The following is a 12,952-nucleotide window of genomic DNA, read 5'->3' on the forward strand; positions in this document are numbered from 1 at the left end:
CTTCAAGAACCTGATCGCCGGCGAGTGGGCCGGCGGGGCCAATGCCTCGCGCAACATCAATCCCTCCAACACCAACGACGTGGTCGGCGAATACGTCCAGGGCTCGGTCGAGGACCTCAACAGCGCCGTGGCCGCCGCCAAGGCCGCGTTYCCGGCCTGGAGCCGYACGACGCCGCAGGAGCGCTACGACATCCTGAAGAAGGCCTCGGACGAGATCCTCGCCCGCAAGGACGAGCTCGGCCGCCTGCTCTCGCGCGARGAGGGCAAGACGCTSGCSGARGGCATCGGCGAGGCGACCCGCGCCGGCCAGGTCTTCGCCTTCTTCGCCGGCGAATGCCTGCGGCTGGGCGGCGAGATGATCCCCTCGGTGCGCCCCGGCGTCGGCGTCGAGGTGACGCGCGAGCCGCTCGGCATCATCGGCATGATCACGCCCTGGAACTTCCCGATCGCGATCCCGGCCTGGAAGATCGCCCCGGCGCTCGCCTGGGGCAACTGCGTCGTCCTSAAGCCGGCCGACCTCGTGCCCGGCTCSGCCTGGGCGCTGGTCGACATCCTCCAGCGCGCCGGCCTGCCCAAGGGCGCGCTCAACCTCGTGATGGGCCGCGGCTCGGTCGTCGGCCAGGCGCTGCTCGAGCACARGGACGTCACCGCCATCTCCTTCACCGGCTCGGTCGCGACCGGCCGCAAGGTCGCGGCCGCCTGCATCGCCTCCAACCCGATGAAGAAGGTCCAGCTCGAGATGGGCGGCAAGAACCCGCTCGTCGTGCTCGATGACGCCGACCTCAAGGTTGCCGTCGAGGTCGCGGTCAACGGCGCCTTCTTCTCGACCGGCCAGCGCTGCACGGCGTCCTCGCGCCTGATCGTCCAGGCCGGCATCCAYGACAGGTTCGTCGAGGCCTGCATCGAGCGCCTCAAGAGCGTCGTCGTCGACGACGCGCTGAAGGCCGGCACCCATATCGGCCCGGTCGTCGACCAGAGCCAGCTCGACCAGGACCTGAAATAYATCCAGATCGCCAAGGACGAGGGCGGCAAGCTGGTCTTCGGCGGCGAGCTGCTGAAGCGCGACACCCCCGGCTTCTACCTCGCSCCGGCGCTGTTCACCGARACCACCAACGCCATGCGCATCTCGCGCGAGGAGGTCTTCGGCCCGGTCGCCAAYATCGTCCGCGTCAAGGAYTACGASGARGCGCTCAGCCTCGCCAACGACACCGAGTTCGGCCTTTCGTCGGGCATCTGCACGACCTCGCTGAAGCACGCCACGCATTTCAAGCGCAACAGCGAGGCCGGCATGGTGATGGTCAACCTCCCGACGGCGGGCGTCGACTATCATGTCCCGTTCGGTGGCCGGAAGGGCTCCAGCTACGGCCCGCGCGAGCAGGGCGCCTACGCCAAGGAGTTCTACACAACCGTCAAGACCGCCTATACGCTAGGCGGGTAATCCGCCCATCGCATATCCATCGGTTACGACGCGAGCACTGGCCGTCGCTCCCGGCGGCAGGTCGCATCTTGCCGAGCCGCTGAGGCCATTCGCGCGTAGAGTTGCGGTTGGCGAGGCTGGGACAGGTTAAAGTGCCACAATGACGTGCGTGGCGACCACGCTCGCGAGACAGGCCAGCATTCCAGCGCTCAAACGGTAGCCGATCTTCGCGTTGGCTGCATTCTGCAGCCTCGCGTGGAAGGCGCTCCCGAGGAGTATCCAACCGAAGCCAATCGCAACGATCTCGACCGAAAGCACAGCGAGCCAAAGCAGCATGCCATCGGCCGCCGCCGGAAGCAGAACGAACGCGAAGATCAATCCTTTCGGATTGAGCAGCGTGGTCAGCAACACCCGCCGAAACGTGATCGATTGCCCGGAGAGGACGTGCGCATTGCTGCGCCTCCAAAGCGCGACGGCGAGATGAAGCACATACACGACGACGACGCCTTGCAGCGCCAACGCGAACCCCGGCTGCGCCGCGATCATCGGACCCAATAAGACCCTCAAGATCGTCACGGCCAGCAGATAGCCGGCGAGCTCAGCAGCCAACAGATATCTGGCGGACCGCCATCCAGCTTCCGCGCCAGCGGTCGCCAACAAGGTGTTGGTCGGACCCGGTGTCGCAAGCAGCGATGCGCAGGCGAAGGCGAATATCGGCAGGTGCATGGGCGCCTCTGGTGCCACAAGCTCGGTCCCTGTGCCTTGATCTCGGTCAGTCCCCGCAGGGCCTGGTCTTGGCTTGCCTCTGGCCAAATCAGGCCGCGGCCTTCGCGTGGGCCGCTCTCCCTGCAGCGGACCCAGGCGGCCTGCTCGCGGGCAACGGCTCATGGGCGGCCTTGTGACGCTGGGAGCATCCCAATCCTGCGCCAGCTTGTCCGCGGTTAATGCGCCTGTTCTCGCCTGAAAACACCAGATGCAAATCCGTGCTTATCCGCGGCCGGGATGCCTTCCAGAGAGCCCGCAGCCCCGCCAGTGACGTTCGGCCTTCCATGAAAATATCAGATTGCGAGTTTGATGCATCAGTTGTAAGCAACCGCCTCCGGTTCTGACAATCGGCTCATCGGCGGGATACTCGTCTCTGCAGGTGAGCGAGAGGATCGTCGGGGACCGGCGCCGGAAAGCCTTACCGGCGCAAGAGGAGCCTCGCGCATGCCGTCAGTCAGTCGTCGTGATCTCATGGCAGCGGCGGCTGCCGCCGCCCTGGCTTCCTCGGTCGTCCCGGCCGCCCGGGCACAGAAGTTGCCCAAGGTCGAATTCCTTTATTCGCCCTTCGCCGATTACGCGCCGTTCTTCGTTGCCAAAGAGCTCGGTTTCTTCAAGGATTTCGGCGTCGAGGTGACGCTCTCTCCGAAGGGCGGCACGGCGGAGACCATCCAGTTGCTCGCTTCCGGCAATGTCGAAGCCGGCGCCGCAACCTGGGGCGCAGGCCTCTTCAATGCGCTCGACCGCGGCGCCACGGTTGCGATCATCGCCACTTCGGCCAGGATGCCGTCTACGGTCCCCTCGCCCTCTCCCTTCATGGTCTCGCAGAAGGCGTGGGACGCAGGCATCCGGACCGTCGCCGGGCTCAAAGGCAAGCGCGTCGGGATTCCCGGACCGAGCGGCTTCGGCATGTTTTCCGTCGCCAAGGCCCTGGAGAAGGGCGGATTGACGATCGAGGACGTCGAGCCGGTGTACCTGCCGCCGCCGGCGACAGCCGCCGCCTTCGCCAATGGCGGGCTCGAGGCGGGCTGGAGCATCGAGCCCTTCGCCCAGCAGCTGGAGAAGCAGGGTCTTGGCCGCCGGCTCGTCGAGGACCACACCTTCGGCACCGAGCTCGGCCTGATCGCCTTCAACCAGGACTTCGTCGCCAAGAACGAGGATGCGGTGGTTCGCTTCATGGCGGGCTATCTCAAAGCCGCCCGTCTGCTCGACAAGGGTGGCTGGAAGGACGACAAGATCCTCGACATCGTCGCCAAATACACCGGGACCGAGCGCGATGCCCTGCGCGGCATCCCCTATACGGTCCGCTCCGAGGACGGCGCCATCGACATGGCCACGGTGCGCGAGCAGGAAGAGTTCTTCCGCAAGCGCGGCGCGCTCGAATACAAGGGGCCGGCCAAGATCGATGCCGTCTATCGTGTCGATCTCCTGAAGCGCGCCAACGAGCTCGTCGCGAGCAAGCCGTGACGGCGGCGGCGCTCGAGATCGCGCGTCCGGCCTCGATGGCAACGGCCCGGCCGGCGATCGAGGTCGGCCACCTCACCAAGGCGTTCTACGACAGCGAAGGCGACCGCGTGACCGTGGCCGTCTCCGATGTCAGCTTTACCGTGGCGCGCGGCGAGTTCGTCTGCATCGTCGGGCCCAGCGGCTGCGGCAAGACCACGGTCCTGCGCATCCTGGCCGATCTCGAGCAGAAGCTCAGCGGCACGGTGACGCTGCATAGCAAGACCCCGCCGGCCATGGTCTTTCAGGAAGCGTCGGTCCTGCCCTGGCTGACCGTGTCGGAGAACATCGCCTTTCCGCTGAGCCTCAAGGGCGCTTCCCGCGCCGAGCAGGATGCGCGGGTCCGGGACCTCCTGGCACTCACCGGGCTCGCCGACTTTGCCGGGGCTCGCCCCCATCAACTCTCCGGCGGCATGAAGCAGCGCGTCTCGGTGGCGCGCGCTCTGGTCGACGACCGCGATATCCTGCTGATGGACGAGCCCTTCGGCGCGCTCGACGAGCAGACCCGCCTCGTCCTGCAGCAGGAGTTGCTGCGCATCTGGGAAACGACCGGCAAGACCGTGGTCTTCATCACCCACAGCGTCGACGAGGCGCTGACGCTGGCCGACCGCGTGCTCGTCATGTCGCCACGTCCGGGCACCCTGGTCGCCGACCTCGATGTGCCGTTCGAGCGGCCGCGCGACGTTGTCGAGATGCGGCGCGACAAGCGCTTCTGGGATTTGACCTACGAGGTCTGGCGGCTGCTGGCCTCCCGGGCGGGGGCATGAGATGAGCGCCGTTCCCGTGACACTGACTGAAGACGAGCTGCGCCGGCTCAAGGCGCCGGCCCGGCGCGAGCGGCTCTTCCGGTTCGCCTCCTATTTCAGCCCGCTCCTGCTGTTGCTGCTCTGGGAGCTGTCGAGCCAGCTCAATCTGATCGACCGGCGCTTCTTCCCGGCCCCGAGCGCGATCGCCCAGACCGCCTGGCGCATGGTGCTGAGCTTCGAACTGTTCGACCATATCGGCGCCACGCTGCGCCGCGTCGGCGTCGGCTACGCCATGGGTGCCGTTCCCGGCATCGTCATGGGACTCATCCTGGGCCTGTCGCGGCCAACCCGCCGGATACTCGGACCGATCTTCTCGGCTCTCTACCCCGTACCGAAGATCGCCATCCTGCCGCTGATCCTGCTGATCTTCGGCGTCGGCGACGCCTCGAAATTCGTCGTCATCGCCATCGGCGTCTTCTTCCTGATGTTCTACAACACCATGAGCGGGGTGATGCAGACGCCGCAGATCTACATGGATGTCGCGAAGAATGCCGGCGCGAGCCGCTTCCAGACCTTCCGGCGTATCGCCTTCCCGGCCGCGCTGCCGAGCATCTTCACCGGGCTGAAGCTCGCCGCCGGCTCATCCTACATCATCATCGCCGCGGCAGAGTTCCTGGGAGCGCGCAGTGGCGTCGGCTTCTTCATCTGGGCGTCGTGGCAGACCTTCGCAGTCTCGCGGATGTTCGTCGGCATCGTGGTGATCTCGGCCTTGGGCTACCTCACCATCCTCGCGCTCGAGGCGTTGGAACGGCGCTTCGTGCCCTGGGCGAAGCACTGACGGCGGCGGGGGCAGAAGCTCATGACCGTAGGCACAGGCCCGGCCGCCACCAACCACCCACCCGTTTCGGAGCGCATCTATCTTGCGCTCCGGCAGGAGATCATGCGCTGCGAGATCGCTCCGGGGACGACGCTCGACGCCGCCGCCATCGCCCGTCGCTACGAAGTCTCGAAGACGCCGGTGCGTGACGCCATGCAAAAGCTCGCCGCCGACGGGCTGGTGACGATCCTGCCACGCAGCGGCTACCGCGTCGCCGCCATCACCTTCCAAGCCGTGCACGAGATCCTCGACCTGCGGGCGGCGATTGGCCCGCATGCGGCGCGGCAGGCGGCACGCTACGCCACGGCGGCCGACATCGCCGAACTGCGCCAGATCGTCCGGGAATATGCCGCACCGCTCGATGTCGGCGCCATGCAGCAGGTGGCGCGGCGCTTCCACGTCGCCATCGCCCGCTGCAGCCGCAACAAGCGCGTCATCGCCTTGTCCGAGAACCTGTTCGACGAGCTCGAACGCCTCCTGCGTTTCGCCATCGATTTTTCCGTGAAGGCCGGCGAGCATTCCGACGAACACACCGCGCTCGTCGATGCGATCGAAGCGGGTGACGCCGAGCGGGCCGCGGCGATCGAGACCGCCCATATCCGGAGCGCCCGCGAGTTCCTGATCGAGCGGCTGATGACGCTGGGCTATCTCTCGGAAAGCGAGATCCGGATCGGCAGCGCGGCGCGGAGTGCAGGCGAATGATCGCGGCCGCCGATGCGATAACACGGCTGTCGGCCGCCCTCGGTGGCTGCCCGGCAGCCAAGCTCGCCGCTTCGGCGCTGGTCGAGGCCGACGTGCTCGGGTTGCCGCGCTTCGGCGTCGGCATGCTCGAGGAATGGACGGCCGGTACCGCGCCCCTGCCGGCGAACGAGCAACGACAGGCCATCCGCTGGCTCGACTGCTCCTCCTGCTTCGCGCCGCTCGCCGTCGCCACTGCCACGCTCGATCTGGAAGCCGCCGCCCGGCAATTCGGCATCGCGGCCGTCTTCCTGCGCGGTGTCAGGGGCTTCGGCCGGCTCGCGCCCTTTGTCCGCCACATCGCCGATGCGGGCCTCGTCGGCTTGGCCGGAGCCGAAGGGCCGCCTTTCGTCGCACCGCATGGCGGTACGCAGCCGGTGATCGGCACCAACCCGCTCGCCATCGCTATGGGCCAGGGCCCGGAGCGCGTGGTCATCGACGTCGCCAGCAGCAGCGCCACCATGGCCGATATCCGGAATGCTCGCGCCACTGGCAGGGAACTGCAGGAAGGGATCGCGCTGGATGGCGGGGGAATGCCGACCAGCATCGCCGCCGAGGTCGCGGCGCTCCTGCCGCGCGGTGGCCAGATCGGCTCGTTGCTCGGGCTCGTCGTGGAACTCATGGCCGGGGTCGCCGGCGGCGGCCGGGGCGATCCGAAAGGGCGAGGCGTGTTCGTCCTCGCTTTCGATCCGGCTGCTGCCGGAGAGCGCCTCGACTGGCAATCCAGGCTTGCCGGGTTGAAGAGCGATTGGACCGCCGGTGGCGGTCACTGGCCGCGCGGCGGCGGATTGCCGGCCGAGGCGGTGCTTGACGCGGCGTTCGCACAGCGCCTCGACGCCCATCTCGCCCGGATGACGGGCCGAGGAGATTGATGATGACGACAAGCCCCGCTTCCAGGCCCGTTCTTTCGGTCACGCCTGCCGATGGCCTGATAGACGAGCCGCGCCGCATCACCATCTCCGGCCTCGCTCCCGACGAACTCGTCGCCATCTCCGCCCGGACGTTGCGCTCGCGCGGCGTCCTCTGGGACAGCCAGGCGACCTATATGGCCGACGTACAGGGTGTGGTCGACCTGACCCGCGACGCGCCGGTCGGCGGCGACTACGCTGAAGTCTCGGCCATGGGCCTGCTCTGGAGCCAGCACCCGGAAGGTGGCACGAGCCAGGAGCTCTTCGCCGACGACGTCATGCAGCCTCTCGTAACGACGCTGACGGCCGAAACCGCAAACGGCGTCCGCGCCGAGGCGGAGCTCCTCCAGCGCTTCGCCGCGCCGGGCGTGACGCGGCGGGAAATCCGGGAGGACGGCCTGGTCGGCACGCTCTTCACGCCGGCTGAGCCGGGGCCGCATCCGGTCGTCATGGTGCTCAACGGCTCGGGCGGCGGCATCAACGAGCCGCGCGGCGCGCTCTACGCCTCTCATGGCTATCAGGCCTTCGCGCTCGCCTATTTCAAGGCGCCGGGCCTCTCACCCTTCATCACCGAAACGCCGCTCGAATATCTCGAGGCAGGGCTGCGCTGGGTCCATCGGGAACTCCAACCGCGCGACGGCTTCGTTGCGGTCAGCGGCCAATCGCGTGGCGGCGAACTCGCTCTGCTGCTCGGCGCGACCTTCCCCGATCTCGTCTCGGCCGTGATCGCCTATGTGCCCGGCGCGATGGTCCATGGCGCCCAAGGCGCCGGCGACCCGGCACGCGGCGGCTGGCAGGGCGTCACCTGGACCAGGGGCGGCGAACCGCTGCCGCATCTCTGGCAGGACAACAAGGCGGTGCACTGGCACCCCTGGGCCGGCGATGCCCCGCCCACCCGGCATCACTCCGTCTTCTTCGAGGGGCTGAAGGATCGCGCTCTGGCGGCACGCGCGCGGATTCCGGTCGAGAAGATCGCTGGACCGGTGCTGCTGATATCGGGCCGCGACGACCGTGCCTGGCCCTCCAGCCTCTACTCCCGCATGGTGGTCTCGACGCTCAGCCGGCACGGCCATCCGCATCTGGTCCGCCATCTCGATTTCGACGATGCCGGCCACGCCATCAACCTGCCCTTCGTGCCGACCACGCAATTGAGCCGCGAGCACCCGGTCTCGAAGGTGCCCTACACCAGCGGCGGCACGCCCTCGGGCAATGCCCGGGCCGATGATGGCTCCTGGCGTGGCGTCCTCGCCTTCCTGGCCGAGATCGCCGGGCGCTGATCCAGCCCGGCCCGCCCATGCCCTGGCGCGCAAGCAGACAACTGGCTTTTGAAAGGAAGACGGACATGCCCACGAACGAGCACCTGGCAGGCCAGTGGCGCGAATGGCGCTATGCCCATGTCGCCACGATGTTCCGCCCCTATGGCTGGACCTCGCTCGTCGCGCAGTACTGGCTGGAGGAGAATGATCGGAACGTCACGTTCGACCTGCTGCCCGGCAACTGGTCGGTCGAAAGCGGCCGGGTCATCTTCACCCCGCCGGCTTCCGGGCCGACCTTGTCGGTGAACGGCGAATATCCCGCCGGGCCGGTCGAGATCATTCCCGGGCGCAACCAGACCTATGGTCACGGCAACAGCGTGCCGGTCTATTTCGGTGTGAACGAGGTCGAGACCATCGTGCGGACCAAGCATGACGGACAGCAGCTCTATGGCGTGCGCGTGCGCGATCCGCGTCAGGCGACGCGGCTGGAGGATGCCGGCGTCACGGCCTTCGACTATGATCCCGCCTGGCGCATCCGCGGCCATTATACGCCCGCCGAGCGCGTCGCCTTCGAGGCGGAGACCGTGGAAGCCGGCGTCCGCGAGAACACGCCGCGCATGGGAACCTTCACCTTCGAGCACGGCGGCAAGACCCATACCGTCGTGCTCATCGGCAAGGACACGCCGAACGGTGTGCAGCCGGTCGCGCATGTCCGTGATCTGACCAGTGGTCCCGTCACCTACGGCGCCGGCCGGGTCATCGAATTGCAGTTCGCCGACGCAGCCTGCACGCGCATCGACTGGATCGATTTCAACTATGCGGTGGCGCTGCCATGCGCCTTCACGAATTTCGTCACCTGCCCGCTGGTCCCGCCCGAAAACCATCTCGATTTCGAGGTGCTGGCCGGCGAAAAGCGCCCCGCACAGGGCGTCGCGAGGACGATGACCTATCAGCCCAGAGCGAGCAGCGCTGCCTGACGCCTGTCACGGCTCGCTCCCGAACAAGGGCCTGTTCGCTAGCTGCGAAATGGCAGAGGTGGGTGACCAAATGGCCCAGCGCCCGGCACCCCATAGTCTATCGGTCAGTGCTGAAACAGGCGGTACTCGCTCACTTGCCGGTAAACCATACCCGGACCAAGCCCCCAAGTCGCCTCCAACGTTTCGTTGACGGCGGCAGGCGCAGCCGATTGCCGATCCAGCCAACGGAGCTCGCCGCGTCCCAAACGCCGACCGAGTGAATCGAACAGTGACGGCTACGTCACGCTAGATGGCGAGATCAAAGATCTAGGCCAGCGGGATCAGTGCAATCCGCCCATAGGCGACACGCTCCTCCAGTCGCTTCCGCCAGGCGGCCAGAGCGGGCAGCTCGGCATGGTCGATCGGCAGCCCGAACCAGCCGTGCAAGAGCGTGCCCAAAGGGATGTCGCCGATCCCGAAAGCATCGCCCGACAGAAACGGCTGCGTCGCCAGGACATGGTCGACCGTGGCGAGCAGCCTGTTTCCCTCCTTCGTTCCTCTGGCGATCTCCTCGTCGTTCCGCTGTTCCGGAGAGGCCCTCACGAGGTTCCAGAACACGTCGCGAAACGGCCGGGCGAAGGCGATCGAGGTCCAGTCCATCCATTTCTCGGCCTGGGCGCGGCGCGCGGCGTCGGTCGGCGCAAAGCCCTCGTCGCCGTAAGCAGCCCCGAGATAGCGCACGATCGTATTCGACTCCCACAGGACGACATCGCCGTCGCGGATCAAGGGTACGAGGCCGTTCGGATTGAGGGCTCGGAAGTCGGCGCTGTCGACGACGCCGTAGTCAGCGCCCGCCGGAATATGCTCGTATGCGAGGCCAAGCTCTTCAGCGCACCAGAGCACCTTCCGCACGTTCATCGAATTCGCGCGGCCCCAGATCGTCAGCATCGTTATTGCCCTCCAGAGGCGGGAAATGAGGTGGAGTGGGTCTGTGGTAGGGCGGCCAGGGCATGGCTGCGACATGCTCGGCAGCGACCGCGCGATAGAGATCGCGGGCGATTGCGGTCGAGAGCCGGCTGGCCGCAAAGGCCAATCCGGTCACGGTCGCGGCGCCGACGCCCATGCTGACCACGGCCGCGTGATTGAAGACGTGGACATCGGACAGGTAGGGGGCGGTGCCTTCACGCCTCTCGGTCAGCTCGTAGCCCTGGCCGAGATAGGGATAGGCAAGCGCGTCCTCGACGGCTTCTGCCGGTTCAGGCTGGAAGCGGTCCCGCCACAAGGCGATGAACGGAGCATGTGCCGTGAATTCCGGCCGCCCGGACAGGTCGACGTCCGTTCCGGTCGCGAAGATCACGAAATCGACGGTGAATGCCCCCCTCGCCGTGTCGATGACGATGTCTTTTCCCGTCCATTCGAGCCTCCGCCAGGCCGCACCGAAATGAAAGCGGCAGTTGGGAAAGGCCTCGCAACGTTCGAGGCTCCAGGGCGGAGCGGGGGAGCTCACGCCGACCAGCCGATGCGACACCCGCCATCTCAGTGCGTCGCTAAGGTCCGCGAACGAGCCCAGAAAGCCCGCGTGCTCCACCCAGTCGCGCGCGTCGAGGTTGACCGGATGCGATCGTCTCGCGAAGAGGTCCGCACTTGCGCAGCCGGCTTCCAGCGCCGCCGCGGCGTTGTCGGTCGCTGCCGAGCCTATCCCGAGGATCGCGACGCGCTTTCCCGCCAGCCGGGCAAAGTCGATGTCATGATAGGCATGGGCATGGAGATGCGCAGGCAGGCCCTTGACGAGCGCCGGCGGTGGCTCGTAGCGACCGCAGCCGTCGAGGCCGGTGGCCATGACGAGCTTTCGAGCCACGACCGTTTCAATGGCGGCTCCGCGCCGCAGATCGATCGCGATGAAGCCGTCATCGGTCGGGGAGAACCCAAGCAGCTCCGCCTCGTTCTCGACGGCAAGTCCGAGCACCCGTCTGAACCAGCGCAGATACTCCATCCAGATCCGGCGTGGGGCGCGCTGCAATCCCTCCCAGCCCGGCTGAAAGCCGCTCGCGTCATACCAGGCCCGGAACGATAGGGATGGCATTCCGCTTTCGAGCGCCGTGACGTGTTTCGGCGTCCGCAACGTCTCCATGCGCGCATAGGTGTCCCAAGGACCTTCGAAGCCCTTGGGAGCGCGATCGAAGATCCTGACGTCGTCTACTCTTAGCCGCTTCAGGGCCCAGGCAGCCGCCAGTCCGCTCTGTCCGGCTCCGATAATGACGACGTCGTGGACATGGCGTCCCCGTCGATCCGTGCGGGCCGGCAGCCACGACGAACGGGGATAGTCGGCGCAGGCGAGGTCATAGGCGATCCGGGCCTCGAGTTCCGCGAGGCTGGACGGGGCACCGGGCGGGCGTATGGGGCTTTGCTCCGTCATGAACGGTCAGTTGCGGCTCGCGCGCGCCACGGCACCCAGTTTGGCTGGATGGGTGGGCTTGGCCAGCGCGAGGTGATCCCGGAGTGTCGTCCCTGAATACTCGGTGCGGAACAGGCCGCGGCGCTGCAACTCCGGCACCACGAGCGAGACGAAATCCTCGAGGCTGGTCGGCAGCACCGGCGGCATGATGTTGAAGCCATCCGACCCGCCTTTCGAGAACCACTCCTCCATGACGTCGGCGATATCCTGAGCGGTGCCCACCAGCTGCAGATGACCGCGGGCCCCGGCAATACGCAGATAGAGCTGGCGGATGGTGAGGTTTTCGCGGCGCGCCAGATCCCGCAGCAGGTTCTGCCGGCCGATCGCCCGTTCCGTTTGCGACAGCTCGGGGATTGGTCCATCGAGCGGATAGTCGGCGAGATCGTCGATATCGAGTTTTTCGGCGAGGATGCGCAGGCCCACTTCGGGAATGACGAGGTTTTGCAGGCGATCGAACTTGTCCTGTGCCTCCTGCCGCGTCGCCGCGACGACTGGCGACAGCCCGGGCAATATCTTGAGGGCATCGCGCGGCCGGCCATATTTGGCCATGCGGTCTTTCAGGTCTCCGTAGAATTCCTGTGCGTCCGCGAGCGTCGTCTGGGCCGTGAAGACGACTTCCGCGCTCTCCGCAGCGAGTTCCCGTCCGGCATCGGAGGAGCCGGCCTGCACCAGCACCGGATGCCCTTGTGGGGACGGGACCACGTTCAGCGGGCCACGCACCTGGAAATGCGCGCCCTTGTGGTCGAGCACATGCATCTTCTCGGCGTCGATGAACCAGCCGCTCTCCTTGTCCCGGGTAAAGGAATCCGGTTCCCAGCTGTTCCAGAGACCGCGGACGACATGGGCGAATTCGCGGGCGCGGTCGTAGCGGTCCGCATGGGCGAGATGCTTGTCGCGGTCGAAGTTCCGGGCTTCCAGATCGGTGATGCTGGTGACCTGGTTCCAGGCCGCCCGGCCGCCGCTGATGAGGTCGAGCGAGGCGAAGAGGCGCGCGACGTGGAACGGGTGGTGATAACTCGTCGAGGCAGTGCCGACGAGGCCGATCCGGCTCGTCGCCATGGCGAGCGCCGAGAGCAGGGTCAGCGGCTCGAAGATCGTCGCGCGCGCCATCCGGCTGACGATCGTCGGATCGGCATCGCGAACGCTCAGCACATCCTCGAGGAAGACCATGTCGAGCCTCGCCTCCTCGCAAAGGCGCGCGAGCTGGACATAGTGGGCCAGGTTGGCGCCCGCATCGGCGGCTGCCCCCGGATCGCGCCACCCGGCCTGATGATGTCCCGTCGCCAGTAGAAAGGCACCGAGATGCATCTGCGATCCGGAGGCTGTCATGGAAA

The 12,952-nt window shown here is 66.9% G+C and carries 12 protein-coding genes; 8 read left to right on the forward strand and 4 right to left on the reverse strand.

The window, feature by feature from the left end:
* Positions 1 to 1,438, forward strand: a 1,438-nt coding sequence (locus AC1DNE_RS19015) for an aldehyde dehydrogenase family protein (RefSeq protein WP_476841153.1), incomplete at its 5' end; no start/stop codon positions are given.
* Between the two features lie 126 nt (positions 1,439 to 1,564).
* Here the strand turns inward: AC1DNE_RS19015 and AC1DNE_RS19020 are convergent.
* Positions 1,565 to 2,143, reverse strand: coding sequence for a LysE family translocator (locus AC1DNE_RS19020; protein ID WP_441472835.1), 579 nt, complete (start codon positions 2,141 to 2,143; stop codon positions 1,565 to 1,567).
* Between the two features lie 483 nt (positions 2,144 to 2,626).
* Between AC1DNE_RS19020 and AC1DNE_RS19025 the strand changes: the two genes are divergently transcribed.
* The 7 genes from AC1DNE_RS19025 (at position 2,627) to AC1DNE_RS19055 (ending at position 9,184) form a co-directional block, all read left to right on the forward strand.
* The gene (locus tag AC1DNE_RS19025) at positions 2,627 to 3,646 is read left to right on the forward strand and encodes an ABC transporter substrate-binding protein (protein WP_476766502.1); all 1,020 of its coding nucleotides are present in this window, start codon (positions 2,627 to 2,629) and stop codon (positions 3,644 to 3,646) included.
* Positions 3,643 to 4,449: an ABC transporter ATP-binding protein gene (locus AC1DNE_RS19030; RefSeq protein WP_476766503.1), complete on the forward strand. Its 807-nt coding sequence runs from the start codon at positions 3,643 to 3,645 to the stop codon at positions 4,447 to 4,449. The genes AC1DNE_RS19025 and AC1DNE_RS19030 overlap by 4 nt, the downstream gene beginning before the upstream one ends.
* Position 4,450: 1 nt before the next feature.
* A complete protein-coding gene (locus AC1DNE_RS19035) occupies positions 4,451 to 5,266 on the forward strand; it encodes an ABC transporter permease (protein WP_476841154.1) in 816 nt (271 codons plus the stop codon).
* A gap of 21 nt (positions 5,267 to 5,287) precedes the next feature.
* Positions 5,288 to 6,007: a GntR family transcriptional regulator gene (locus AC1DNE_RS19040; protein ID WP_476766505.1), complete on the forward strand. Its 720-nt coding sequence runs from the start codon at positions 5,288 to 5,290 to the stop codon at positions 6,005 to 6,007.
* Entirely contained in the window at positions 6,004 to 6,915 is a 912-nt protein-coding gene (locus tag AC1DNE_RS19045; RefSeq protein WP_476766506.1) for an Ldh family oxidoreductase, read from the forward strand. Before AC1DNE_RS19040 ends, AC1DNE_RS19045 begins: the two co-directional genes overlap by 4 nt.
* Before the next feature lie 2 nt (positions 6,916 to 6,917).
* On the forward strand, positions 6,918 to 8,228 hold the full coding sequence (locus AC1DNE_RS19050) for an acyl-CoA thioesterase/BAAT N-terminal domain-containing protein (RefSeq protein WP_476766507.1): 1,311 nt from the start codon (positions 6,918 to 6,920) through the stop codon (positions 8,226 to 8,228).
* Positions 8,229 to 8,293: 65 nt separating this feature from the next.
* Positions 8,294 to 9,184, forward strand: coding sequence for a DUF1684 domain-containing protein (locus AC1DNE_RS19055; protein WP_441472828.1), 891 nt, complete (start codon positions 8,294 to 8,296; stop codon positions 9,182 to 9,184).
* Positions 9,185 to 9,490: 306 nt separating this feature from the next.
* Here AC1DNE_RS19055 and AC1DNE_RS19060 read toward each other — a convergent pair whose 3' ends face one another.
* The 3 genes from AC1DNE_RS19060 to AC1DNE_RS19070 are packed head-to-tail and all read right to left on the reverse strand — an operon-like array spanning position 9,491 to position 12,947.
* On the reverse strand, positions 9,491 to 10,111 hold the full coding sequence (locus tag AC1DNE_RS19060) for a glutathione S-transferase family protein (protein WP_441472827.1): 621 nt from the start codon (positions 10,109 to 10,111) through the stop codon (positions 9,491 to 9,493).
* Positions 10,050 to 11,579: an FAD/NAD(P)-binding protein gene (locus AC1DNE_RS19065; protein ID WP_476766508.1), complete on the reverse strand. Its 1,530-nt coding sequence runs from the start codon at positions 11,577 to 11,579 to the stop codon at positions 10,050 to 10,052. The genes AC1DNE_RS19060 and AC1DNE_RS19065 overlap by 62 nt, the downstream gene beginning before the upstream one ends.
* A gap of 6 nt (positions 11,580 to 11,585) precedes the next feature.
* Positions 11,586 to 12,947 (reverse strand): LLM class flavin-dependent oxidoreductase, encoded by a 1,362-nt coding sequence (locus AC1DNE_RS19070; protein ID WP_476810740.1) that lies wholly within the window; start codon positions 12,945 to 12,947, stop codon positions 11,586 to 11,588.
* Positions 12,948 to 12,952: the final 5 nt, after the last annotated feature.

The organism is Allobosea sp. 05L423, assembly GCF_056397745.1.